Source organism: Pseudomonas sp. JL2 (assembly GCF_031570495.1).
GTDB classification, from domain to species: Bacteria; Pseudomonadota; Gammaproteobacteria; order Pseudomonadales; family Pseudomonadaceae; genus Aquipseudomonas; species Aquipseudomonas rhizophila.
The window spans coordinates 120,078-144,625 of sequence record NZ_JAKUDH010000011.1 but is presented as its reverse complement, the minus strand read 5'-3'; the positions used below and the strand labels follow the sequence as shown (position 1 = coordinate 144,625).

General features: G+C 60.6%; 27 protein-coding genes. 16 read left to right on the top strand and 11 right to left on the bottom strand.

The window, feature by feature from the left end:
* Positions 1-14 precede the first annotated feature (14 nt).
* On the bottom strand, positions 15-962 hold the full coding sequence (locus MKS85_RS16140; protein ID WP_188251981.1) for a LysR family transcriptional regulator: 948 nt from the start codon (positions 960-962) through the stop codon (positions 15-17).
* 14 nt (positions 963-976) lie between these two features.
* Between MKS85_RS16140 and MKS85_RS16135 the strand changes: the two genes are divergently transcribed.
* Both MKS85_RS16135 and MKS85_RS16130 read left to right on the top strand, forming a co-directional pair.
* A complete protein-coding gene (locus tag MKS85_RS16135) occupies positions 977-1,687 on the top strand; it encodes a CTP synthase (RefSeq protein WP_188251982.1) in 711 nt (236 codons plus the stop codon).
* Positions 1,684-1,998, top strand: coding sequence for an antibiotic biosynthesis monooxygenase (locus tag MKS85_RS16130; protein ID WP_188251983.1), 315 nt, complete (start codon positions 1,684-1,686; stop codon positions 1,996-1,998). Before MKS85_RS16135 ends, MKS85_RS16130 begins: the two co-directional genes overlap by 4 nt.
* A 1,213-nt stretch (positions 1,999-3,211) precedes the next feature.
* On the opposite strand, the gene MKS85_RS16125 is transcribed toward MKS85_RS16130, so the two are convergent.
* Entirely contained in the window at positions 3,212-3,538 is a 327-nt protein-coding gene (locus MKS85_RS16125; RefSeq protein ID WP_188251984.1) for a DUF2025 family protein, read from the bottom strand.
* A 244-nt stretch (positions 3,539-3,782) separates the two neighbouring features.
* Between MKS85_RS16125 and MKS85_RS16120 the strand changes: the two genes are divergently transcribed.
* Entirely contained in the window at positions 3,783-4,910 is a 1,128-nt protein-coding gene (locus MKS85_RS16120) for a glycerophosphodiester phosphodiesterase (protein WP_188251985.1), read from the top strand.
* An 81-nt stretch (positions 4,911-4,991) separates the two neighbouring features.
* Positions 4,992-5,297 (top strand): PepSY domain-containing protein, encoded by a 306-nt coding sequence (locus MKS85_RS16115; protein ID WP_188251986.1) that lies wholly within the window; start codon positions 4,992-4,994, stop codon positions 5,295-5,297.
* Between the two features lie 77 nt (positions 5,298-5,374).
* On the opposite strand, the gene MKS85_RS16110 is transcribed toward MKS85_RS16115, so the two are convergent.
* Positions 5,375-7,000, bottom strand: a complete 1,626-nt coding sequence (locus MKS85_RS16110) for a methyl-accepting chemotaxis protein (protein WP_173406640.1) — start codon at positions 6,998-7,000, stop codon at positions 5,375-5,377.
* Between the two features lie 315 nt (positions 7,001-7,315).
* Here MKS85_RS16110 and MKS85_RS16105 point away from each other — a divergent pair, with 315 nt between their 5' ends.
* The 3 genes from MKS85_RS16105 to MKS85_RS16095 all read left to right on the top strand — a co-directional run bounded on the left by MKS85_RS16105 (position 7,316) and on the right by MKS85_RS16095 (position 9,025).
* Complete coding sequence (locus MKS85_RS16105) at positions 7,316-7,459, top strand: hypothetical protein (RefSeq protein ID WP_171061326.1); 144 nt, start codon at positions 7,316-7,318, stop codon at positions 7,457-7,459.
* Positions 7,460-7,496: 37 nt separating this feature from the next.
* Positions 7,497-7,742: a hypothetical protein gene (locus tag MKS85_RS16100; protein WP_188251987.1), complete on the top strand. Its 246-nt coding sequence runs from the start codon at positions 7,497-7,499 to the stop codon at positions 7,740-7,742.
* 83 nt (positions 7,743-7,825) lie between these two features.
* The gene (locus MKS85_RS16095; protein WP_139049336.1) at positions 7,826-9,025 is read left to right on the top strand and encodes an MFS transporter; all 1,200 of its coding nucleotides are present in this window, start codon (positions 7,826-7,828) and stop codon (positions 9,023-9,025) included.
* Here the strand turns inward: MKS85_RS16095 and arfB are convergent.
* On the bottom strand, positions 9,022-9,435 hold the full coding sequence (arfB, locus tag MKS85_RS16090) for an alternative ribosome rescue aminoacyl-tRNA hydrolase ArfB (protein WP_047226974.1): 414 nt from the start codon (positions 9,433-9,435) through the stop codon (positions 9,022-9,024). The two genes, MKS85_RS16095 and arfB, sit on opposite strands and share 4 nt — an antisense overlap.
* Positions 9,436-9,657: 222 nt before the next feature.
* Complete coding sequence (locus MKS85_RS16085) at positions 9,658-11,079, bottom strand: amino acid permease (protein ID WP_139049335.1); 1,422 nt, start codon at positions 11,077-11,079, stop codon at positions 9,658-9,660.
* Positions 11,080-11,727: 648 nt separating this feature from the next.
* Here MKS85_RS16085 and MKS85_RS16080 point away from each other — a divergent pair.
* Both MKS85_RS16080 and MKS85_RS16075 read left to right on the top strand, forming a co-directional pair.
* Positions 11,728-11,865 carry a hypothetical protein gene (locus MKS85_RS16080; protein WP_003178782.1) on the top strand — a complete coding sequence of 46 codons (138 nt, stop codon included), beginning with the start codon at positions 11,728-11,730 and terminating at the stop codon, positions 11,863-11,865.
* A gap of 90 nt (positions 11,866-11,955) precedes the next feature.
* Positions 11,956-12,921, top strand: a complete 966-nt coding sequence (locus tag MKS85_RS16075; RefSeq protein WP_107321996.1) for a leucyl aminopeptidase — start codon at positions 11,956-11,958, stop codon at positions 12,919-12,921.
* 669 nt (positions 12,922-13,590) lie between these two features.
* On the opposite strand, the gene rluB is transcribed toward MKS85_RS16075, so the two are convergent.
* The 6 genes from rluB to MKS85_RS16045 form a co-directional block, all read right to left on the bottom strand.
* Positions 13,591-14,826 (bottom strand): 23S rRNA pseudouridine(2605) synthase RluB, encoded by a 1,236-nt coding sequence (gene rluB / locus MKS85_RS16070; protein ID WP_188251989.1) that lies wholly within the window; start codon positions 14,824-14,826, stop codon positions 13,591-13,593.
* 142 nt (positions 14,827-14,968) lie between these two features.
* Entirely contained in the window at positions 14,969-15,160 is a 192-nt protein-coding gene (locus tag MKS85_RS16065; protein WP_047226978.1) for a DUF1289 domain-containing protein, read from the bottom strand.
* Between the two features lie 135 nt (positions 15,161-15,295).
* Positions 15,296-16,255 (bottom strand): SMC-Scp complex subunit ScpB, encoded by a 960-nt coding sequence (gene scpB, locus MKS85_RS16060; RefSeq protein ID WP_188251990.1) that lies wholly within the window; start codon positions 16,253-16,255, stop codon positions 15,296-15,298.
* Positions 16,256-16,266: 11 nt separating this feature from the next.
* The gene (locus MKS85_RS16055; RefSeq protein WP_160893268.1) at positions 16,267-16,965 is read right to left on the bottom strand and encodes a ScpA family protein; all 699 of its coding nucleotides are present in this window, start codon (positions 16,963-16,965) and stop codon (positions 16,267-16,269) included.
* Positions 16,966-17,097: 132 nt separating this feature from the next.
* Positions 17,098-17,727, bottom strand: coding sequence for an L-threonylcarbamoyladenylate synthase (locus tag MKS85_RS16050; protein WP_047226981.1), 630 nt, complete (start codon positions 17,725-17,727; stop codon positions 17,098-17,100).
* 13 nt (positions 17,728-17,740) lie between these two features.
* Positions 17,741-18,604 (bottom strand): PHP domain-containing protein, encoded by an 864-nt coding sequence (locus MKS85_RS16045; RefSeq protein WP_139049332.1) that lies wholly within the window; start codon positions 18,602-18,604, stop codon positions 17,741-17,743.
* A gap of 87 nt (positions 18,605-18,691) precedes the next feature.
* Here MKS85_RS16045 and MKS85_RS16040 point away from each other — a divergent pair, with 87 nt between their 5' ends.
* The 7 genes from MKS85_RS16040 (at position 18,692) to MKS85_RS16010 (ending at position 24,530) form a co-directional block, all read left to right on the top strand.
* Positions 18,692-19,288, top strand: coding sequence for a septation protein A (locus tag MKS85_RS16040; RefSeq protein ID WP_047227122.1), 597 nt, complete (start codon positions 18,692-18,694; stop codon positions 19,286-19,288).
* A 1-nt stretch (position 19,289) separates the two neighbouring features.
* Positions 19,290-19,589 (top strand): YciI family protein, encoded by a 300-nt coding sequence (locus MKS85_RS16035; RefSeq protein WP_107321994.1) that lies wholly within the window; start codon positions 19,290-19,292, stop codon positions 19,587-19,589.
* A 107-nt stretch (positions 19,590-19,696) separates the two neighbouring features.
* Positions 19,697-20,107, top strand: a complete 411-nt coding sequence (locus tag MKS85_RS16030; RefSeq protein WP_047226984.1) for a translation initiation factor 2 — start codon at positions 19,697-19,699, stop codon at positions 20,105-20,107.
* Positions 20,108-20,114: 7 nt separating this feature from the next.
* The gene (locus MKS85_RS16025; RefSeq protein WP_047226985.1) at positions 20,115-20,792 is read left to right on the top strand and encodes a response regulator transcription factor; all 678 of its coding nucleotides are present in this window, start codon (positions 20,115-20,117) and stop codon (positions 20,790-20,792) included.
* Positions 20,793-21,045: 253 nt separating this feature from the next.
* On the top strand, positions 21,046-21,492 hold the full coding sequence (locus tag MKS85_RS16020) for a Spy/CpxP family protein refolding chaperone (RefSeq protein WP_047226986.1): 447 nt from the start codon (positions 21,046-21,048) through the stop codon (positions 21,490-21,492).
* Between the two features lie 67 nt (positions 21,493-21,559).
* Entirely contained in the window at positions 21,560-22,900 is a 1,341-nt protein-coding gene (locus MKS85_RS16015) for a HAMP domain-containing sensor histidine kinase (RefSeq protein ID WP_139049330.1), read from the top strand.
* 202 nt (positions 22,901-23,102) lie between these two features.
* The gene (locus MKS85_RS16010; RefSeq protein ID WP_139049329.1) at positions 23,103-24,530 is read left to right on the top strand and encodes a di-heme oxidoredictase family protein; all 1,428 of its coding nucleotides are present in this window, start codon (positions 23,103-23,105) and stop codon (positions 24,528-24,530) included.
* The last annotated feature ends 18 nt before the right edge of the window (positions 24,531-24,548 follow it).

The following is a 24,548-nucleotide window of genomic DNA, read 5'->3' as shown; positions in this document are numbered from 1 at the left end:
CTGTTGGACAAAAGTCAGTGCAAGCGCAGATTGCACCTGAGTTCATCGAACAATGTCACCACTGAGCGCAAGGCGCGACAGTCCGGCCGGGTCAGCAGCCAAAGGGCCGTGTCATACCCCGCCAGCGGTTCGCCAATGGGCGTAAGGCCCTTGTTTTCGCCGATCAGAAAGTCCGGCAACGCCGCCACGCCCAGCCCGGCTCGAACCAACTCGGTGACCGAAAGCATGCTGTTGCAGCGATAGGCCGGCACCACGCCAGGAAGATGCTGACGGCGCCAAGCCACAGTGGGGTGATCGGGGAGAAAGTCATCCGGCGCGATCCAGGTCATGGCGGCCAGATCATCCGTATTTACCGAACGCAGATAGCGGGTGTCGGCACATACCCGATAAACCACATTACCCAGATGCCGCCCGACCAGATGTTCCGGCGGCGTACGGGTCAGTCGCAAGGCGATGTCGGCGTCGCGGCGGCTCAGGTTGGCAAAGTCGTTCGAGGTGCTCAGTTCAAGGGACAGCGCCGGGTAAGCAGGCATGAACCGCGCCAGGGCCGGCAGCAACAATGCTTGCAGGACCGAGTCAGTGCAGGTCAGGCGCACCGTGCCGCTGACGACCTCACCGCCCTGCTCCACCCCGATACGCGCCGCCTCCAACGCCTGTTCGGCGCGCTCGGCCTGCTCAGCCAGCGCCTGGGCCAGGCTCGTGGGCAAATACCCTGCACGGCTTTTTTCGAACAAGGGTTGGCCCAGGGCGGCCTCCAGCCGCCGTACCGAGCGGAAGACCGTGGACACATCCACGTGCAGCAAGCGCGCGGCTCGGGCCAGCGAACCGCCACGGACCAACGCCAGGATCAGGGACAGATCGGGATAGTCCAGACGATAGTGCGTCGATGCATTGATCACTTGGATAAACGCCAATATTGATTGCGTGAACGCCAATCTATAGTGGCGACCAGGAATCAACAAGCGGCGAGCCTCTCATGGAAAACCAGCGTTCTTTGCACATCGCCCTGGTCGGCGACTATGACCCTCAAATAACGGCCCATCGGGCCATCCCCATCGCACTCGAACTGGCCAGCAAGCAAACCGGTCATCACATTGGTTTTCAATGGCTGGCCACCGATCTCATCACCGACAGCGCCGTCCTGAATGATTTCGACGGAGTCTGGTGCGTGCCAGGCAGCCCTTACCGAAACGAAAATGGCGCGCTGCAAGCCATTCGTTTTGCCCGCGAACAGCGTCGCCCTTTCCTCGGCACCTGCGGCGGTTTTCAGCATGCCGTGCTGGAATACGCGCGCAATGTGATGGGCTGGGCCGACGCAGCCCATGGCGAAACAGCTCCCGAGGCTGAACGGGCACTGCTGACGCCGTTAAGCTGTGCGCTGATCGAAACCATCGACTGTCTTGAACTTGACGCCGATTCGTTGATTGCCAGGGCCTATGGTCGCCTTAAGGTTTTCGAAGGATATCGGTGCAGCTTTGGGGTCAATCCACAGTTTGAGGGGGATTTGCTGAGTGACCGCTTGCACGCCGTGGCCCGGGATTCGGTAGGCGATTTACGGGCCGTGGAGCTGGCTGATCATCCTTTTTTTGTCGCGACCCTGTTCCAGCCTGAGCGCGCAGCGTTGGAGGGGCGTGTGCCGCCGCTGGTCAGTGCGTTTGTCGAGGCTTGCCGGAGGACAGCATCATGAGCGCCCCGTATTACGCGGTGATTTTCACCTCCCTGCGCACTGAGGGGGACCAGGGTTACGCCCAAGCCGCTGAGCGCATGCTGACTCTGGTTCAAGAGCAGCCGGGCTTCCTCGGCGTCGAGTCGGCCCGTGGCGAAGACGGCTTGGGCATCACCGTGTCCTACTGGAGCAGCGAAGCGGCGATCCTGGCCTGGAAGCAGCACCCCGAACACAGCGCAATCCGCGAACGCGGTCGCTCGACCTGGTACGCCCATTGCCACACGCGGGTGTGCAAGGTCGAACGGGACTATGCCTTCCAGCGCCAAACCTGATGCCAGCCTACAAAACCTGGTCGCGAAAGCGCTGGGCCAGCTTGCATCCATGCTGAATGTGCCGCCGCCATCGCGGGCAAGCCTTGCTCCCACAATGATTTTTCGTGGCTACCCGATTCGGTGTTCACCACAAATCCCTTGTGGGAGCGAGCCTGCTCGCGATTGCGGCAGGTCAGCTTGCATCAGTGTTGAATGTGCCGCCGCCATCGCGGGCAAGCCTTGCTCCCACAATGATTTTTCGTGGCTACCCGATTCGGTGTTCACCACAAATCCCTTGTGGGAGCGAGCCTGCTCGCGATTGCGGCAGGTCAGCTTGCATCAGTGTTGAATGTGCCGCCGCCATCGCGGGCAAGCCTTGCTCCCACAGTGGTTTTTCCGGGCTACCCAATTCGGTGTTCACCTCAAATCCCTTGTGGGAGCGAGCCTGCTCGCGATAGCGCTGGGTCAGCTTGCATCCATGCGGAAGGTGCCGCCGTCATCGCGGGCAAGCCTTGCTCCCACAGTGGTTTTTCAGGGCTACCCAATTCGGTGTTCACCACAAATCCCTTGTGGGAGCGAGCTTGCTCGCGAAAGCGCTGGGTCAGCTTGCATCCATGCTGAAGGTGCCGCCGTCATCGCGAGCAGGCTCGCTCCCACAGTGGTTTTTCAGGGCTAACCGATTCGGTGCTCACCGCACAGCCCTTGTGGGAGCGAGCCTGCACGCGATAGCGCTGGGTCAGCTTGCATCCATGCTGAAGGTGCCGCCGTCATCGCGGGCAAGCCTTGCTCCCACAGGGGTTTTTCAGGGCTAACCGATTCGGTGCTCACCGCACAGCCCTTGTGGGAGCGAGCCTGCACGCGATAGCGCTGGGTCAGCTTGCATCCATGCTGAAGGTGCCGCCGTCATCGCGCGCAGGCTCGCTCCCACAGTGGTTTTTCAGGGCTAACCGATTCGGTGCTCACCGCAAATCCCTTGTGGGAGCGAGCCTGCTCGCGATAGCGCTGGGTCAGCTTGCATCCATGCTGAAGGTGCCGCCGTCATCGCGGGCAAGCCTTGCTCCCACAGGGGTTTTTCAGGGCTAACCGATTCGGTGCTCACCGCAAATCCCTAGTGGGAGCGAGCCTGCTCGCGATAGCGCTGGGTCAGCTTGCATCAGTGCTGAATGTGCCGCCGTCATCGCGGGCAAGTCTTGCTCCCACAGGGTTTTTCAGCCCATTCATAATCGGCGTGGCTTTAGCCTTCCACCAACTGGCGCACTGCAACAATCTCCGGCAGGTCGCTACGGGCCATGTAAACCCGCAACGGTTCGGTGAGGTTGATCCGGTCGTCGATGTTCTGGTCCAGCAGCAACTGAATGCGCTGGCGACTCAGGGCCATGGTGCCGTCCGCCGCCGGAGTCCAGACAAATTCACAGGTGGGGATGATGCCGTCGTCGGCCACGTCCATGCCAAAGGCATCTTCGCTGAAGCGCACGATGTACTGGCGGGTTTTGCGGTTCAGGCCGACAAAACCCTTGAGCTGGTCGGCGGCCTGGCAGATGAATGTCGAAGTGGTTCGCATGGTAAACCTCATGGATGCGTCCCGCAGGACGTCTGATCGATGGTTTACACGCAGGGCAATTGGATGCTGTCTTCGGGTTTCCCTCTGCCGGGGAAACTGGTGCGGCCAAGCGTACTGCAAAGCGACCTGCAAAAGCGTGGGAAAAATCTGCTTTGCGCATTTTTATGTCGGTATAGCGATAGCGCCAGGAACGTTCAGTTGTTAAAAGATAGGTCTTTGCGAAACCCACGAAAGGATCTCGAGCATGCCTGTCACCTTCACCCGTAGTGCCCTGCTGCTGAGCCTGCTGCTTGGCTTCGGCCAGACACAGGCCGGCGAAGCCGCGCCCCCCAAGTCCCTAGCGGCCCTTCAGGGCATTCCTCACCCAGCGGTGATCGCCCACCGCGGCGCCTCGTTTGACGCGCCTGAAACCACCGCCGCGGCCTACAAACTGGCCCGCGACCTGGGCGCCGATTACCTGGAGCTGGACCTGCAACGCAGCAAGGACGGCGTACTGTTCGTGCTACACGACGACAGCCTGCTGCGCACCACCGATGTCGCGACCAAATTCCCCGAGCGCAAGGACAGCACCGCCAACGAATTCACCATGGCGGAACTCAAAACCCTCGATGCCGGCAGTTGGTTCAACACCGCCTACCCGGACCGCGCCCGCCCATCGTTCGTGGGCCTGAAAATCCTCACCCTCGATGAAGTCATCAACATCGCCGAAGGCAACCCGCTGCACAAACCGGGGCTGTACATCGAAACCAAGGAGCCGAAGCTGTTCCCCGGCATCGAGCGCGACCTGAAGGATAAATTGCAGGACCGCGGCTGGTTGAGCCCGTCGGGCTCCAAGCTCGCCAAACGCGCCACCGGTGTAGGTCAGGGCAAAGGTAAAGTGGTGTTGCAAACCTTCGAAAAGAGCAGCCTCGAACTGCTGCAAAAAGAAATGCCGAACGTGCCAAAAGTCCTGCTGTTGTGGGTGGGCGATGGCTACATTGAGGCCAAGTCGAAGGTGACGTTTGCCGAGTCCGGCGAAACGGACAAGGCGGCCTATTACGCCAAACAGCAGCCCAAGGACAACGCCGAGTTTGAACTATGGGTCCAATTTGCCAAGGCACAAGGCGCTATCGGCACCGGGCCGTCCGCCGCGTTGACTCAAGGCGGCAGCCAGAGTTATTCGGACTTGGTGCAGCCGTGGATGAACCAATACACCCATGACCAGGGTTTGTTGGTGCACGTTTATACGGTGGATGAAGCGGTGGACTTCAAAAAAGTGCTGGAGGCCGGAGTGGATGGCATCTTTACCAACCGCGCCAGCGAACTGCTCAAATACTTGAAGCGTCCCGAAACAGGCAGCGTGGCGCAGGTACTGGAGAACAACGGTTACTGAATTAAGGGTGAATTAAGTTGCCAAAGTTAATCTGAAGCCACTTAAACGACACACCCCTTAATCACAGCAAGGAAAGAACACATGAAAACTTTGACTGCCCTGTTCACCGCCGCAGCCCTGACCCTCACCGCTGGCCTGGCCCAGGCTGATGTTCGAGTCGACCAGATTCCTGAGTTGGTCAAGAACGAAAAAATCAAGCCGCTGGAAGAGATGAACCAAGCAGCCCTGAAGTTGCACCCAGGCGCAACCATCACCGACACCGACCTGGACAACCACTTCAACGGTTACGAATATGAAGTTGAACTGAAAACCGCCGATGGCAAAGAGTTTGATGTTGACTTCGACGCCACTACCGGCAAAGTTCTGTCCAACAAACAGGACACTTGATTGAACAACAAAAAAGCCGCGCAACCTTAAGGTTGCGCGGCTTTTTTACGTCTTCGAACAACTGACTCTCACAGTGATCAGGCACTCAACCGCGCCGTCACTTCATTCAACTGCCCCGACAAACCGTGCAGGTTCCGACTCGCGGCTTCGGTGCGCTGTACATTGTCCAGGTTAGTGCTGGCGATGCAGGTGATTTCGGTCAGGTTGCGCGAGATGTCTTCAGCCACCGAGGTCTGCTCTTCTGCGGCAGTGGCGATCTGACGATTCATGTCGCGAATCGCTTCCACGGCCTGGGTAATGCGTTCGAGCATCACACCGGCCTGAGTCACCTGCTCCACGCTCTCTTCACTGCGCGACTGACCGCTCTCGATGGCCTGGGCTGCGTCCACCGCACCGGTTTGCACGGTCTGGATAATCTGGTTGATCTCGATGATGGACGAGGCGGTGCGCTGGGCCAGACTGCGCACCTCATCGGCAACCACCGCGAAACCGCGTCCAGCCTCGCCAGCCCGCGCCGCTTCGATGGCAGCGTTGAGGGCCAACAGATTGGTCTGCTCGGCGATACCGCGGATGACTTCCAGCACCTTGCCAATGCGCCCGCTATCGGTTTCCAACTGGCGGATGACTGTGGCCGTGTTGGCGATTTCACCGCGCATGCGGGTGATGGTATGAATGGTCCCTTGCATGACCTTCTCGCCCTGCTGCGCCGAGTGATCGGCGTCATCGGCGGCCTGTGCCGCGTCGGCGGCATGGCGAGCGACTTCCTGGGCGGTGGCGGACATTTCGTTCATCGCCGTCGCCACCTGGTCGGTGCGTTCGAATTGCTCGCTGGTGCCTTGGCTCATCAGGCTGGCGATGGCATTAAGCTCGCCGCTGGCACTGTCCAGTTCCGTGGCACTGCGCTGCAGACGCGAGAAGGTTTCGGCGAGAAAGTCGCGCAGGGTATTGGCGGCCAGCGCCAGGTCACCCAATTCGTCCTGCCGGTTGCTGACTACCCGCTCGGCGAAACGGCCGCGACTCAGTTGGGTCACGTATTCGATCAGGTTGCGGATCGGCTGCACCAGGTTGCGATTGACCAGCCACAGGCTGAACAGCCCGATCAGCAGGCCGGAAACCAGCATGATCACAGTGCCCAGCATAATCGTGCGATCGGCACCGGCACTGATCTGCGCCGATTGTTCGCTGGCAAGCTTGCGCAACTCCACCACCAGCGCACTCATTTGCTCGCTGGCCGCGCGGTCCACACCTTTGACCGCCGCATCACCCGCCGCCGCATCGCCGCCCGCCGTCACAAACGCATCACGGCCCTTCTGGTAGGCCGCACCCAATTGACGGTGTTCGTCTCGCAGACCCTCGATCCGAGTCTTGATGGGTGTCGCAACCCCTTCAAGGGCGATCAACTGGCCAAGAATGCCCTGGACATCATGCTGGCGATCTTCGAACTGCTTCCAGTATTTAGCCAGGTCTGCCGGCTGCTTGCCGCGCAGTAGAACGTTCTTCCATTCCTGGACCTGCACCTTGAATTGCAGGTTGGCCTCATCGATCAACTGCGACGCACGCAACGGGCCATCGATCAGGTTGCGATAGTTCTGGACGCCGTTGGAGAGGAAATGGAAAGACGCCAGGGCAATCAGCAACATCGCCAGCAGGCTGCCACTGAGCAAGGCGAGAATCTGCGCTCTCAGGGATTTTTGTAGAAACATGGAGGGAAATCTCTTGAAAAGAAGAAAGAGCCAAGCTCACGGACGACACGTCCCGACCTCCATGTTCGTGGTTTGCAGTGTCGCAACCGAATGCGGGATATGTACAAGCCATCGACCCGCGGGGCGTATTCTTGAGCCTTCGCGACGACCGGTAGCAGGTGTTTGATGATTGGACATGTCCTGTCCAGACAAGCCCTTTTGTCGCCGCAACGGAACTTAAAAGTCTTTTTGTCATTTCTTCTGCTGTATCCTGCCCAAGCTTTGTAAAAGCGCGGATCTACCAGATCTACCAACAGACTTTGCGAGGAGCGCGATATGCACGAGATTCCTAATCTCCCCTTCCCTAGCCTGCACGAAACTGAGCAGACGACCCCGCTACAAGCCGGAGGGCAACCAGACGCCCAGCAACCCGAGCCCAAAGAAGCCACTGAACGCCGCCAGGCCGACAGCGAAGACTGATTCACCCGCACGACCAGACCGTGTGGAAAGCGCTAAGATGCGCTTTCCACACTGCCTGAATCCTGAGCCCCCCATGACCGATGACCCTACCTTCAGCGAAGCCCAAGCCAGCATCCTGATCGGCACCGCCGAAAAGATGGTCGATATCTGGACGCGCCTTTCCCCGGAGAAACAAGCCGCCCTGCTGGCACGTTTCGGCACGGAGGAAAACGCCCTTGCTGCATTGGTCACCACACACCTGGTGACTGGACAAGACGACACCCCAGCGCCAACCGGCAAATAGTTTTACTTTTCCACGCTTCACGGTCGCAGGCACCGCTATCATAAGCAGCCTATCTATCCTGCTGCTCCGTGGACTCTTTACCCATGCCAGATACCCAGCGCCCCTTGGCGGTCACGCTGCAAGTCGTTTCCATCGTTCTGTTCACCTTCATTGGCTACCTGAATATCGGCATTCCCCTCGCCGTGTTGCCCGGGTTCGTCCACGGCGAACTGGGTTTTGGCGCGGTGATCGCCGGGTTGGTAATCAGCGTCCAGTACCTGGCCACCCTCCTCAGTCGTCCTTATGCCGGACGGATCATCGACAACCTGGGGAGCAAGCGCGCGGTCATGTTCGGCCTCGCCGGTTGCGGGCTGAGCGGTGTGTTCATGCTGGCGTCTGCCTGGACGTCAAACCTACCGACGCTGAGCCTGATCAGCCTGCTGATTGGCCGCCTGGTGCTGGGCAGCGCCGAAAGCCTGGTAGGCTCGGGATCGATTGGCTGGGGCATCGGCCGGGTCGGCGCGGCGAATACCGCCAAGGTGATTTCCTGGAACGGTATCGCCAGCTACGGCGCGCTGGCGATTGGCGCGCCGTTGGGGGTGTGGCTGGTGAAATCCCTGGGGCTGTGGAGCATGGGCGTCAGCATTATTTTGCTGGCGTTGCTGGGGCTGGCGCTGGCCTGGCCGAAAACGGCGGCGCCCATTGTCACCGGCGAACGGCTGCCTTTCATGCATGTTCTCGGACGCGTCCTGCCCCATGGCTGCGGCCTGGCCCTGGGCTCCATCGGTTTTGGCACCATCGCCACGTTCATCACCCTGTATTACGCCACACAGCAGTGGGACAACGCAGTGCTGTGCCTGAGCCTGTTCGGCGCCAGCTTCATCGGCGCGCGCTTACTGTTCGGTAATTTGATCAACCGCCTGGGCGGCTTCCGGGTGGCGATTGCCTGCCTGTCGGTGGAAACCCTGGGTTTGTTGTTGCTCTGGCTGGCGCCTGATGCGCACTGGGCCTTGGCCGGCGCGGCATTGAGCGGCTTCGGTTTTTCCCTGGTGTTCCCGGCGCTGGGGGTGGAAGCGGTCAACCTGGTACCCGCCTCCAGCCGTGGCGCGGCGGTGGGCGCCTACTCGTTGTTCATTGACTTGTCCCTGGGGATTACCGGGCCGTTGGCCGGTGCGATTGCCGCAGGTTTCGGTTTTGCTTCGATCTTTTTGTTCGCCGCGCTGGCGGCCTTGGGCGGGTTGTTGCTGAGTCTCTACCTGTACCGCCAGGCGCCGAAGCATCGTCAGGAGCGGGAGAAAAACTAGAAGTCCACCTTGCCGCGCCCGGCCTTGATCGAACCGCGCTTGGTCTTGGATTCCAGGCGACGTTTCTTCGAGCCCAGGGTCGGTTTGGTCGGACGGCGCTTCTTTTCGACCTTGGTGGCGTTGAGGATTAGTTCGGTCAGGCGTTCCAGGGCATCGGCCCGGTTCTGTTCCTGGGTGCGGTATTGCTGGGCCTTGATGATCAACACGCCGTCGCTGGTGATGCGACTGTCGCGCAGCGCCAGCAACCGCTCCTTGTAGAAATCGGGCAAGGACGAGGCCGCAATGTCGAAGCGCAAGTGCACGGCGCTGGACACCTTGTTGACGTTCTGCCCGCCGGCGCCTTGGGCACGGATGGCCGTCAGCTCGATCTCGGCGTCCGGGATGTGCACAGTGTTGGAAATTGCCAGCATGGAAAAAGAGGTCCGGTATCAGGACCCACAGAATACCGCGAATCCCCAAGACAGCGACCAACCCTTGTGGGAGCGAGCCTGCTCGCGATGACGGTGGGTCAGCTTGCATCAATGCTGAATGTGCTGGCGCCATCGCGAGCAGGCTCGCTCCCACAGGGATCAGCATGAGTCTGAATACAACAAACCCGGCCAAGTGCCGGGTTTGTTGTATTTCAAGGATGCTTACTTGGCAGCAGCGGCCACAGCCATGTCCTGCCGGGCACTGCGCTTGTTCTTGATCAGGTAGCACACCCACATGAACACCACCCACACCGGAATCGCGTAGACCGATATCTGGATGCCGGGAATCAGCAGCATTACCCCAAGAATGAACACCACGAACGCCAGGCAGACATAGTTGCCGTACGGATACCACAGCGCCTTGAACAGCGGTTTCTGGCGGGTCTGGTTCATGTGCTGACGGAACTTGAAGTGCGAATAGCTGATCATCGCCCAGTTGATCACCAGGGTCGCGACCACCAGCGACATCAACAACTCCAGCGCATGCTGCGGGATCAGGTAGTTAAGCAGCACCGCCACCAGCGTGACCGCAGCAGAAGCCAGGATCGAACGCACCGGCACGCCACGCTTGTCGATCTTGGCCAGGGCCTTGGGCGCATCGCCCTGTTCGGCCATGCCCAGCAGCATGCGGCTGTTGCAGTAGGTGCCGCTGTTGTACACCGACAGCGCGGCGGTCAGCACTACGAAGTTGAGGATGTGCGCCGCCGTATTACTACCCAGCATCGAGAACACCTGCACGAACGGGCTGCCGCTATAGGCATCGCCGGAGGCATTGAGTGTGTTCAGCAGGCTGTCCCATGGGGTCAGGGACAACAGCACCACCAGGGCACCAATGTAGAAAATCAGGATCCGGTAGATCACCTGGTTGATGGCCTTGGGGATCACGGTTTTCGGTTTGTCGGCCTCGGCAGCGGTGAAGCCGAGCATTTCCAGGCCACCGAAGGAGAACATGATGATCGCCATCGCCATCACCAGACCGCTCACGCCGTTGGGGAAGAATCCACCGTGGGCCCACAGGTTGGTCACCGAAGCTTGTGGGCCACCGTGGCCGCTGACCAGCAGATAGCTGCCCAGGGCAATCATGCCGACAATTGCCACGACCTTGATGATCGCGAACCAGAACTCGGCCTCGCCAAAGACTTTGACGTTGGCCAGGTTAATGACGTTGATCAGGACGAAGAATGCTGCCGCCGAAGCCCAGGTCGGGATGTCCGGCGCCCAGTAGTGGATGTACTTGCCGACCGCGGTCAGCTCCGACATGCCCACCAGGATGTAGAGAATCCAGCAGTTCCAGCCCGACAGGAAGCCGGCGAAACCGCCCCAATACTTGTGGGCAAAGTGACTGAAGGAGCCGGCCACTGGCTCTTCGACAATCATCTCGCCCAACTGGCGCATGATCATGAAAGCAATGAAGCCGCAAATGGCGTAACCGAGGATCATCGACGGGCCGGCTGACTTCAGCACCCCCGCCGAGCCGAGGAACAGGCCTGTACCGATCGCGCCGCCGAGGGCGATCAGTTGAATGTGTCGATTTTTCAGGCCGCGTTTCAGCTCGCCTGAATGCGTATTTTCTACAACGGTCATGCGTCACCTATTTGTTTTTATCTGTGACGAAATCGAACCCGACACGCTCGTGGCGTGGCGGAGTGAACAAGGCGGATAACCTTGAAAATGCGTGGGTACGCGAAGGGTCACAGTAAAACGCGGCGCATTGTACACCGCTGCCCCACTGCGACCAGACACCTGCGCACCCCGTACTTCAGGTCTGCCGCGCATCTGACCCGTCCCGCCGGTTTGAAACAAGCGCTGCGAAGTGTCGGAAACCCCGTCAAATCGACCTCCTCGGCAGTTTTTTCTTACAGCGCAGCCAAACGCCGGTACAGACCGGCTTGATAGGCAAAAATCGTCAGCATTTCTTTACAAACCGTAACGCAAACTTTCCGTGTGGGAATTTTCTGTAAGCTGACTGCAAATTGACGGTAGCTAGCTACCTAAGCAAAAAACTACACAGCCAACTGTTTTTGAATAACTAATTTCTTCGGTAAAAATGGAATAAAAAGTTCAAACGAAAAAAAATAAATTATTTTTTTGCATTCCAAAAAACCCTCGACTAGGTTTTCAGCGACTTGCCAAGGCGTCGTGCCGGCAGGTTTTGCGCAGCCGCTTCCGGTCAGTTCTCCATCGCGGAATCGACTTCGCAATTTTCCGTAAAAGTCATCTAGGAGATTCACTATGCAAGCACTGGACAAAGACTTGGAAACCGAACTGCAACTGGACGAATGGTTTGAAGCACCGACCCACGAAGCCGCAGTTGAAATGATGCAAGCCGACGCCGTTGTTCCGTTCGGCACGGCGATGTGGCCTCTGTAAGCATCGCCCGGCGGAGGCGATCCGGCCGGTCGGCTCCGCCACTTTGCAGATTTCAGGGAAGCCAAACACCACTGTCAGGGAAGAATAAGCATGGACACGCAACGAGCCATCTCACATTTCCTTTACTACCTTGAACATCATCCCGCCCTGGCCGGCATCCAGCCAGCCAAGGTGTTGCTCGGCCATACCGCCGACTACGAAGCACTGACCGGGGCCATTGCTGAACAGGCTGGCAGCGGTTCACCCTTCCGGTTCAGCACCATGCGCCTGGACCTTGAATCCACGGAGCGACTGTCCAAGGCGATTGCCGACAGCGATCTGTACATTTTCTTCTACGACTCTTCCACCCTGCCCAACCCACGCCCCGACGGCCCGGACTTTGTTCGCGCGCTGCAAGGCGTGATGGCGGACAACTGGAAGAAATCGCTGCTGTTCAAGGACTACGGCGACTATTTCTACGACACCTTCAGCGTGATTCCCCAGCGCATCGCCGGGCTCAACAGTCATCTGATCCGGCGCATGTCCCAAGCAACGACGTTGAGTTTTCAGGATGACCACGGTTCGTATTTCGATACGGCCCTCAACAGCGTCAAGAAATGGACCGACATCAACGGTGTTGGCAACTACGACCTGGCACCCGGCGAAATCGCTACCCACAGCGACACCATTAACGGTCAGGTGAAGTTCGTCGGCACTTTCCTGAGCACCATCCCGTTCGCCCGCAAATACGGCGTACTGCAATCGCCGCTGGAGTTGTGGATCGAAGACTCCACCATTCAGAAAATCGCCAGCGATGTGCCGGGCCTGGAACACGACTTCAATAAATACCTGGACGCCAACCCGTCCAACCGGCGTATCGAGGAACTGGGCATCGGCACCAACGAAGGGGTCAAGAGCCTCTATGCCCGCAATGCCGGTTTCGAGGAGCGCCATTGCGGCCTGCACCTGGGGCTGGGTGGCGGGGCCAAGGGCAGCCATCATCTGGATCTGATTTTCGAGAGCGGTGTGTTGGCGTTGGATAACGAGCCGATGTTTGATGGGCGGTTTGTGCTTTAGGGGCAGCTTCAAGCGGCAAGCTTTGAGCCGCAAGAAAAGGCGGGCGATCTTGGGATGGTAATGGGGCTGCTGGCCCCATCGCGAGCAGGCTCGCTCCCACAGTTGATCTTTGGTGAATAGACAATTTGTGGTCGACACCGCCCCATTGTGGGAGCTCGCCTGCACGCGATGACGGGCGACCTTGGGATGGTAGTGGGGCTGCTGGCCCCATCGCGAGCAGGCTCGCTCCCACAGTTGATCTTTGGTGAATAGACAATTTGTGGTCGACACCGCCCCATTGTGGGAGCGAGCCTGCTCGCGATGACGGGCGACCTTGGGATGGTAGTGGGGCTGCTGGCCCCATCGCGAGCAGGCTCGCTCCCACAGTTGATCTTTGGTGAATAGACAATTTGTGGTCGACACCGCCCCATTGTGGGAGCTCGCCTGCACGCGATGACGGGCGACCTTGGGATGGTAGTGGGGCTGCTGGCCCCATCGCGCGCAGGCTCGCTCCCACAGTTGATCTTTGGTGAATAGACAATTTGTGGTCGACACCGTCCCAGTGTGGGAGCGAGCCTGCTCGCGATGACGGACTCACCAGCACTGCATCACTAAAGCCAGACAAAAAAAACGCCAACCCAACGGTTGGCGTTTTTTCTTGCGACTTGCAGCTAGAACCTCACAACTGCCTCACTCCGGCTTACGACGCCCAAACCCCGGACGCTGCCCCGAACCCGCTGGGGCACCGCGACGTTTGCCCGATGGCGTGTCGCGGTCGACCAGGACGATGCCCGGGCGCTTTTTCGCTGCGGGTTTGGCCGGACGCTTGGTGTCGGCCGGGCGATCCGCCACCGGCGTACCACGACCGGCCGGAGCACCGCGACCTTCGTTGCGCTCGGTACGACCGTTGGCCGGGCGTGGCGTGCGCGGGCCGCGTTCGCCGTCCTGACGTGGCGCAGGCTTGCGGGCCGGGCGTTCGCCTTCGATCTGCGGCTCGCGCGACGGACGCGGACCTGCGGCCGGGCCATCAGCGGCAGGACGCAGCGTACGCACGCGCTCGGTCTTGCCCATCGGACGCGAAGATTTACGCTGCATCCGCTCCAGCTTGTCCTTGCTCTTGGCGGTCATCTGCGGCATCGCCACCGGCTTGAGGCCGACTTCGGCCGCCAGGATGTCGACTTCGTACTGGCTCATTTCGCGCCAGCGGCCCATCGGCAGGTCGGAGTTGAGGAACACCGGACCGAAACGCACGCGCTTGAGGCGGCTGACCACCAGCCCCTGGGATTCCCACAGGCGCCGTACTTCACGGTTGCGGCCTTCCATCACCACGCAGTGGTACCAATGGTTGAAGCCTTCACCACCGGGCGCCTGCTTGATGTCGGTGAAACGCGCCGGGCCGTCTTCCAGCACGACGCCGGCCTTCAGGCGCTCGATCATTTCGTCGTCGACTTCACCACGTACACGCACGGCGTATTCGCGGTCCATCTCGTAGGACGGGTGCATCAAGCGGTTGGCCAGCTCACCGTCGGTGGTGAACATCAGCAAACCGGTGGTGTTGATGTCCAGGCGACCGATGTTGATCCAGCGGCCTTCTTTCGGACGCGGCATTTTGTCGAACACGGTCGGACGGCCTTCCGGGTCGTCACGGGTGCAGATCTCGCCGTCGGGTTTGTTGTACATGATCACGCGGCGCACCGTTTCGGCGGCCTCTTCGCGCTTGATCACCTTGCCATCGATGGTGATGGCGTCATGCATGTCGACACGCAGGCCCAAGGTGGCATCTTTGCCGTTGACCTTGATCCGGCCCTGGGTGATCCAGGTTTCCACGTCGCGGCGCGAGCCGACGCCGATACGGGCGAGGACTTTTTGCAGTTTCTCGCCTGCTGGGCCGATTTCCTGGCTGTCGTTCTGGTCTTGGTCTTTCATTCTGGGCACCTCCCGGTGTGGTCGGGTCAGGCGTGGCCTGACACTTTGAAAACGGGTCTATGGCGAAGGGATCGCCAAAGGGTCGCGAATCATACGCTCGTTAAGGCATTTGCGCATCAGAGACTAGCTGATCGACGAACCTTCAGCGCTTTTTCCGCCGACCGGTGGCGCCCAGTTTGATCAGGCGCAGGGCCGCTTCGGCCAACACCGTGCGCTTGTCATCCTTGTCGAGTTTCTTCCAGGCCTTGATCTCGCGCTTGCTGCGGCCACAGCCGATGCAGATGTCGTCGTCGAACTTGCAGAGGCTGATGCAGGGGTCTTTGGTGGAACTCATGGTGCACCGCATGACTTAATGTGGGAGCGAGCCTGCTCGCGATAGCGATTTCACCTTCAAAAATGATGTTGGCTGACAGACCGCCATCGCGAGCAGGCTCGCTCCCACAATGGGGCGGCGCTGTGTCAGCCGTGATCAATCGTCAAACTGGCGTCGTTCGTTTTCAATCGCTTCGGCCAGGGCGCGGGCTTCGGCTTCTTCATCGCTGAGCTCAGGCTCGGGTTCGCGTGGTTCGAGGGCGGCGACGGCGGCCAGCAGTTTTTCCCGGGCCGCGGCTACGCCAAGAATGTCTTCTTCTGGTTCGGGGTCAGGTTCGGCCTGAAGTTCAACTTCGCTGCCCGGTTGCGCGGGTTCATCCATTTCGCCTTCAGACCCCGGCCCCTCACGCAGCATATCGTCGAAATCGGTCTTGAGCCCCTCCTCCATGGTGTCCAGTTCCAGCAACAACGAATGGAAACTGGTTTCTTCCTTGGGTTCCTCCGGCTCGGCGCTGGCGTCGGCCAGCTCCTGCAAGCTTTGGGGCACGGGGGCGTCGTCGAACTCCAGCATCGGCTCGGGTTCCAGCTCCCGCAGTTCGGCCAACGGCGGCAGGTCGTCAAGGTTCTTGAGGTTGAAGTGATCGAGAAAGGCCTTGGTGGTGGCAAACATCGCCGGTTTACCCGGCACGTCGCGATAGCCGACGACCCGGATCCACTCGCGCTCAAGCAGCGTCTTGACGATGTGGCTGTTGACCGCCACGCCCCGCACATCTTCGATTTCACCTCGGGTGATCGGTTGGCGATAAGCGATCAATGCCATGGTTTCGAGCATGGCACGGGAATAGCGCTGAGGCCGTTCTTCCCACAGACGCCCGACCCAGGGCGAAAACTTCTCGCGGATCTGCAGGCGGTAGCCGGAAGCCACTTCCTTGAGTTCGAACGCCCGCCCCTCGCAGGACTTACCCAGCAGCGCCAGGGCTTTCTTGAACACGGCCGGCTCGGGCCGCTCGCCTTCTTCGAAGAGTTCGAACAAGCGCTCCATCGATTGCGGTTTTCCTGAGGCCAACAGGAAAGCTTCAAGCAACGGCGCCAGCTCGCGGGGTTCAGTCAGATTCATTGATTTGCTCGTTATTCGGCTCGTGCCCGCACGTGGATCGCTGCGAACGGCTCATTCTGCACCAGCTCGACCAAGGATTCCTTGACCAATTCCAGGACCGCCATAAACGTCACCACCACGCCTAGCCGCCCTTCCTCGGCGGTGAACAGCTCGACGAAGGGCACAAAGCCGCCGCCCTTGAGCCGCTCCAGCACATCGCTCATGCGCTCGCGGGTGGACAGTGCTTCGCGGCTGACCTGGTGACTTTCAAACATGTCGCCCCGGCGCAGCACTTCGGCCATGGACATCAGCAACTCTTCGAGGCTGACGTCCGGGAGCAATTTGCGCGCTCGCGCCTCGGGCGCATCGAGCTTGGGCACCACCACATCGCGCCCGACCCGGCTCAAGCCGTCGATGCCTTCGGCCGCCACTTTGAAGCGTTCGTATTCCTGCAGGCGGCGGATCAGTTCGGCGCGCGGATCGTCTTCCTCCTCCTCGATCTCTGCCGAGCGTGGCAGCAGCATTCGCGACTTGATCTCGGCGAGCATGGCCGCCATCACCAGGTATTCGGCCGCCAGTTCCAGGCGCACCGACTGCATCAGCTCGACGTAGCCCATGTACTGGCGGGTGATTTCCGCCACGGGGATGTCGAGGATGTTGATGTTCTGTTTGCGGATCAGGTACAGCAGCAGGTCCAGCGGGCCTTCGAAGGCTTCAAGGAATACCTCCAGCGCATCCGGCGGAATGTACAGGTCCAGGGGCATTTCCATGACCGCCTGGCCATAGACCATGGCGAACGGCAGCTCTTGCTGAGCGCCGGCCTGGCTGTCGGCACTCTTAACGGCGGTTTCCACTGCGGACACTCAGGCCTCGACCAGGAACGGGGCTGGATCGCCGCAACCGATACGCACCACTTGCGGCTCGCCATCGGCCAGGTTGATCACCGTGGACGCCTTCATCCCGCCGAAACCGCCGTCGATGATCAGGTCGACCTGATGCTCGAGCAATTGGCGCATCTCGTAAGGGTCATTCATCGGCTCCGTCTCGCCGGGCATGATCAAGGTCACGCTCATCAGCGGTTCACCCAGCTCGGCCAGCAACGCCAGGGCAATGGGGTGGCTGGGCACCCGCAGGCCGATGGTGCGTTTTTTCGGGTGCAACAACAGCCGCGGGACTTCCCGGGTGGCGTTGAGAATAAAGGTGTAAGGCCCAGGGAGGTGGGCTTTGAGCAGGCGGAAGGTGCCGGTGTCGATCTTGGCGAACAGGCCCAACTGCGACAGGTCGCTGCAGATCAGCGCAAAGTTGTGCTTGTCATCCAGCTGACGCAGGCGTCTTACCCGCTCTACAGCGTTCTTGTCGCCGATCTGACAGCCGATGGCGTAGGAGGAATCGGTGGGATAGACCACCACACCACCGCCCCGAATGATTTCCACCGCCTGTTTGATCAGGCGCGCTTGCGGGTTTTCCGGATGAATCTGGAAAAATTGACTCACGTGTTCTACCTGTTCAGACGGTGGCGGTAACGGGATCATGTTTGAATCTACACCATAGTGGTGGCAGATCTTCCGGCAACGGGCGATATTCGCCTATCTCGGACCAGCCTCCAGGGCCATGAAAATCACTGCCGGCGGTCACCAGCAGGCCGAACTCACGGGCCAGAATCGCCAGGCTGCCGACCTGCTCGGCAGGCTGATGGCCATTGACCACCTCGATGGCGTGGCCCCCTGCTTGAATATAGTCGGCCACCAGGCGGCGGCGCTTGCTGCGGGTGAAATCATAGTGCCACGGATGCGCCAGGCTGACCCAGGCTCCGGCGGATCGCAGGGTTTGGACGGTCTCTTCCAGGGTCGGCCAGTGTTGCTTGACGTCCCCGAGCTTGCCGGCTCCCAGCCATTTGCGAAACGCTTCGGCGCGGTCCTTGACGAAACCTTCGCGCACCATCCAGTCCGCGAAGTGCGGACGGGCCGGGGCGTTGCCACTGTCGCCCAGTTCCTGCTGGATCTGCCGGGCGCCCTCAAGCGCACCAGGCATGCCCTTTAGCGCAAGCTTGCGGCTGATCTCTTCGGCACGCAGCCAGCGGCCGTCGTGCAGTTGCGCAATGGCCTGGACCAGTGACGGCGCATTTACATCAAAACCGTAACCCAGCACGTGAATAGTCGCGCCGCCCCAGGTGCAGGACAATTCGACCCCGTTGACCAGTTGCATGCCCAGCGTCGTCGCCGCGCTACGGGCCTCGTCGAGGCCTTCGAGGGTGTCATGATCGGTCAGGGCCAGGACTCGCACGCCGTGCTCGAACGCCCGCGCCACCAGAACCGCAGGCGCCAGGGCGCCATCGGAGGCCGTGCTATGGCAGTGCAAATCAACATTCACGAGAGTTTGTTACCTCAAATCAGCTGGCCCTATCGCGGCCAAGGATGTTTGTTATTATGCCGCCACATCCTGCTTCTGGCTGCCACTGTGAAACAATTCATCGACTTCATCCCGCTTCTGCTGTTTTTCATCGTCTACAAACTTGACCCACGGACCGTCGACATTGCCGGTCACTCCTTGACTGTAGGCGGTATCTACAGCGCCACCGCGATGCTGATCATCAGTTCGCTGGTGGTCTATGGCGCCCTGTTCGTGGCCCAACGCAAGCTGGAGAAAAGCCAGTGGCTGACCCTGATCGCCTGCCTCGTCTTCGGCAGCCTGACCCTGGCCTTCCACAGCGAAACTTTCCTTAAGTGGAAAGCCCCGGTGGTCAACTGGCTGTTCGCCCTGGCGTTCATCGGCAGTCACTTCGTCGGCGATCGCCTGCTGATCAAGCGCATCATGGGCCACGCCTTGAACCTGCCGGACGTCATCTGGACCCGGCTCAACATCGCCTGGATCGGCTTTTTCCTGTTCTGCGGCGCCGCCAACCTGTTCGTCGCGTTCACCTTCCAGAGCTACTGGGTCGACTTCAAGGTCTTCGGCAGCCTGGGCATGACGCTGCTGTTCCTGATTGGCCAGGGCATCTACCTGTCCCGTCATCTGCACGATGCCGATACCACCACGCCAAAAACCGAGGACTGACATGCTCTACGCAATCATTGCCACCGACGTCGCCAATTCCCTGGAAAAACGCCTGGCCGCCCGCCCTGAACACCTTGAGCGCCTGCAACAGCTCAAGGCCCAAGGCCGAATCGTGCTGGCGGGCCCGCACCCGGCGGTGGACAGCAACGACCCCGGCGCGGCGGGTTTCTCCGGCAGCCTGATCGTCGCCGAGTTCGATTCCCTGGCCGCGGCGCAAGCCTGGGCCGAAGCCGATCCGTTCGTGGCCGCCGGTGTCTACGCCAATGTCGTGGTCAAGCCGTTCAAGCAAGTCCTGCCTTAACATCCCGATGCGTGATGAGCCTTCGCGGCTCATTGCGCTCAATCGCTCATTGTTCTCGTTTACCTGCCGACAACCTGTCTAATCTCGATTGGAATTCAGGAGTTGCAATGCGCAAAGGTCCGCTGTGCCTGTTAGGGGTCATGTTGGTGATCGGGGCTCCCGCCCATGGGGAAGAAAGCACCGACGGCAGTCATTCGACGCCCTTGTCCTTGAGCGCAGGCAGTCAGATCACCGAATTGCAGCAACGCTTGAAAAACAGCGAACGCATGCGCGAGGAACTGACCCAGCAACTGCAAAACGCCAACAGCGAACGCGAGAGCGCGCTGGTGAGTCGATTGCGCCAGGAGAACCAGCGTCTGAAGCTGCAACTCAAGGAAGCCCAGGCCAGCCCCCTGCCACGCCTGCTGACCGATCAGCAGCAGTGGTTCGTCATTGGTGCCGGGGTAGCGCTATTGGCCCTGCTCTGCGGTATCTTTGCCAGCGGTGGACGTAGACAACGTCGGCAATGGCTAAATTGAGTGAGTCATGAGCGAGCTGTTACTGATTGATGATGACCAGGAGCTGTGTGAGCTCCTCGGCAGTTGGCTGGGTCAGGAAGGTTTTCTGGTCCGGGCCTGTCACGATGGCCATAGCGCCCGCAAGGCCTTGGCCGAAACCGCCCCGGCGGCGGTGGTGCTGGATGTGATGCTGCCCGACGGCAGCGGCCTGGAACTGCTCAAGCAGTTGCGCAACGATCATCCGGAGCTGCCGGTGCTGATGCTCTCGGCCCGTGGCGAACCGCTGGATCGCATCCTGGGCCTGGAACTGGGGGCCGACGATTACCTGGCAAAACCCTGCGATCCACGGGAACTGACCGCCCGCCTGCGCGCGGTCTTGCGCCGCAGTCATCCGACGGCGGTGTCCAGCCAGATCGAACTGGGCGACCTGACCTTCAGCCCGGTGCGAGGCGTGGTCAGCATCGATGAGCAGGAGCAGACCCTCACTGTTTCCGAAAGCCGCCTGCTCGAAGCGCTGCTCAAGCAGCCGGGCGAGCCACTGGACAAGCAGGAACTGGCGCAGATCGCCCTGGGACGCAAGCTGACCCTGTACGACCGTAGCCTCGATATGCACGTAAGCAACCTGCGCAAGAAAATCGGCCCGCACGCCGACGGTCGCCCACGCATCGTGGCTCTGCGTAGCCGGGGTTATTACTACAGCCTTTAAGCGCTGCGCCGCTGGGCTGTGGGCGCAAAGCATCGCTCGCGATGCAGGCGCCTTGGTTCCCTTAGAGACCGCGTTATCTTCATGGCGGGCAAGCCTTGCCCCCACAGGGCTTTGCGCTCGGTCCTGCAGATTTGTCAGGCCTGCATCAAAACGTCTTTACCCAAGCTTTACCCACCCCTGACCGCCGCTGACCTTGATCTGCGTAACCTGAACTCATCCGGAACTGACCGGGAACGAGACAAGGAGATACACCATGCGCAAGACCCTCATCGCTCTGATGTTCGCTGCTGCCCTGCCTACCGTCGCGATGGCCATGCCTGAAGGCGCCGGCCCGATGGGACCAATGGGCCCGATGGATGGCCCGCGTCATGGCGGCCAGATGCACGACAAAGGTCCGTACAGCCAATTGGACCTGAGCCGCGAACAACGCCAGCAGATCCGCAAGATCATGGGCGAACAGCGCCACGAGCGCCGCGAACTGGTAGAAAAGTACCTGGCCAAACTGTCGCCAGCCGATCAGAAAGCCATGAAAGATGAAATGGCCGCCCGGCACGAAAAAGTCGACGCCCAGATCCGTGGGTTGTTGAAGCCTGAGCAGCAAAAAGAGTTTGACGCCATTCAGAAGAAGCAGGCCGAGCGTCGGGCCGAGTGGGCCGAGTTCAAGGCCTGGAAAGCGCAACAACCGCAAAAGGCGCAATAATGCGCTGAAGCACCCCAGCCCAACGGCCAATCGCCGTTGGGCTTTCTTTGTTTTTCGAGGATTGATCGTGCGTTCACTGTTTTGGCGCATCCTGGCCAGTTTCTGGCTGGCCATCGCCCTGGTTGCAGGGCTTTCGATTCTGCTGGGCCACATGCTGAACCAGGACGCCTGGATCCTCAGCCGCCATCCGGGCCTCAACACCCTGGCCGAAGAGTGGACACAAACCTTCGAAAGCCAGGGCGAAGACGCCGCCGAGCAGATCCTGCAACAACGCAAGCATCAGTATCACATCAACGTCCAGGTGCTTAACGAGAGCGGTGCCCCAGTGGTACGCGGCACTTTCCCGCGTCGAGCACAGGCCTTCGAAGCGCGACAGAACGACAACGACCGACGCCTGCCCTGGCGGCGCTTGACCGACGAGTTCACCAGCGCCAAAACCGGCGACACTTACCTGTTCATCTACCGCATACCCCACCCCGAACTGGATGCCTGGCATCGCGGCAGCCTGCTCTGGCCTCTGAGTGCGCTGGGGATCGCGTTGGTGGTGCTGACGTTGTTCAGCCTGTTGGTGACCCTGTCCATTACCCGTCCGTTGAGCCGCCTGCGCGGTGCAGTGCATGATTTGGGGCAGACCACCTACCAGCAAAACAGCCTCGCCAAACTGGCCAATCGCCGGGATGAATTTGGTGTGCTGGCCACCGACTTCAACCGCATGGGCGCGCGCCTGCAAAGCCTGATCGCCAGCCAGCGCCAATTACTGCGGGATGTGTCCCACGAATTGCGCTCGCCCTTGGCCCGACTGCGCATTGCCCTGGCGCTGGCGGAACGGGCCAGCCCCGAGGAGCGGGAAAAGCTCTGGCCGCGCCTGACCCGCGAATGTGATCGCCTGGAAGCGCTGATCAGCGAAATCCTGGTGTTGGCCCGGGTCGATGCCGACAACGCCAGCGCTGAAGAGGTGGACCTCAACGATCTGCTGGTTACCCTGCAAAAAGACACACAGCTGGCCTCTCCAGAACAAAGCGTGCAATTGGACGTTGAACCGAACCTGACCCTCAAAGGTTGGCCGACCATGATTGAACGGGCCCTGGATAACCTGCTGCGCAACGCCCAGCGTTTCAATCCGGTCGGTCAACCGATCGAAGTCCGCGCGCTGCGCCAAGGAGAGCGGATCATGGTCAGCGTGCGCGATCACGGACCGGGGGTGGAGGCCGAACACCTGGGCCAGTTGGGCGAACCGTTCTACCGCGCCCCCGGCCAGACCGCCGCCGGCCATGGCCTGGGCCTGGCCATCGCCCGCCGCGCCGCCGAGCGTCATGGCGGCGCGCTGGTGTTGGCCAATCACCCCGAGGGCGGGTTCATCGCGAGTCTGGAACTGCCGTTGGTGCCGGGGGCGGTCGTTCAGCCCTAAGCCTGCGCATGGTGGGAGCAAGGCTTGCCCGCGATGGACGCGACGCGATGTTTCAGAAATCGACGCGCCTCTATCGCAAGCAAGCTTTGCTCCCACAGACCGAACTGCCCCCGCATCAAACCAAACGATAATTCCTCTTATTCAAACCCCTGCGCCCTGTTAGACTTTGCGCCCTCGTTTCACTCCTCTTCCAGGAAGTCCGATGCCGTCGTTGCCTCTTCGCTTATGCGCTCTGTTCATGGCCCTGGGCCTGAGTGCCTGCGATGACGCCCCGCGTTTTACCCAGGCCGAACCCGGCGAAGCCCGGTCCGGTGGCGCTGCGACGGTACGCAAGAGTGATCAGAACGCCTTTTCCCTGCCCTCGGCCAACCTGCCACCTTCGCGGCGCGTGGACTTCGCCGTGGGCAACAGTTTTTTCCGCAGCCCCTGGGTGATCGCGCCCTCGACCACCACCGCACGGGACGGTCTGGGGCCATTGTTCAATACCAACGCCTGCCAGAACTGTCACGTCAAGGACGGTCGCGGCCATCCGCCGGCACCGGACGCGGCCAGCGCGGTGTCGATGCTGGTGCGCCTGTCGATTCCCGATGCCCCGGCCTACGCCAAGGTCATTGAACAACTGGGGGTGGTGCCGGAGCCGACCTATGGCGGGCAATTGCAGGACATGTCCGTGCCCGGCGTTGTCCCCGAAGGCAAGGTGCGGGTCGATTACACGCCAGTCCCGGTGCGCTTCGACGACGGCACCGTCGTAGAACTGCGCAAGCCGCAACTGCAGATCACCCAACTGGGCTATGGCCCGATGCACCCCGACACACGCTTTTCGGCCCGCGTCGCACCGCCGATGATCGGCCTGGGGCTGCTCGAAGCGATTCCCGATGAAGCTATCCTGGCCAACGCCCAAGCCCAGGCACGGGAGAACAACGGTATCGTCGGCCGGCCGAACCAGGTCTGGGACGATGTCCAGCAAAAGACCGTACTGGGGCGTTTCGGCTGGAAGGCCGGCCAGCCGAACCTCAATCAGCAGAACGTCCACGCCTTTTCCGGTGACATGGGCCTGACGACAAGCCTGCGCCCCTTCGACGATTGCACCCAGGCCCAGGTCGACTGCAAGCGCGCCCCGAACGGCAACGGCGCCGATGGCGAGCCGGAAGTCAGCGACAACATTCTGCGCCTGGTGCTGTTCTACAGCCGCAACCTCGCCGTACCGGCCCGGCGCGAGGTGAACTCGCCCCAGGTGCTGGCCGGCAAGAATCTGTTTTTCCAGGCCGGCTGCCAGTCGTGCCACACCCCGAAGTACACCACGTCCGCCAACGCTGCCGAACCGGAACTGGCGAATCAGGTCATTCGCCCCTACACCGATCTGCTGTTGCACGACATGGGCGAAGGCCTGGCCGACAACCGCAGCGAATTCAAGGCCAGCGGCCGCGACTGGCGGACCCCACCGCTGTGGGGCATCGGTCTGACCGAAGCCGTCGGTGGTCACACCCAGTTCTTGCACGACGGTCGCGCGCGCAACCTGCTCGAAGCCGTGCTATGGCATGGCGGCGAAGCGCAAGCGGCGCAGCGACAAGTTCTAGCGTTCAATGCCGAGCAACGCGCTGCGTTGCTGGCGTTCCTGAATTCCCTTTAATCGCATTCTCCGAAAAAC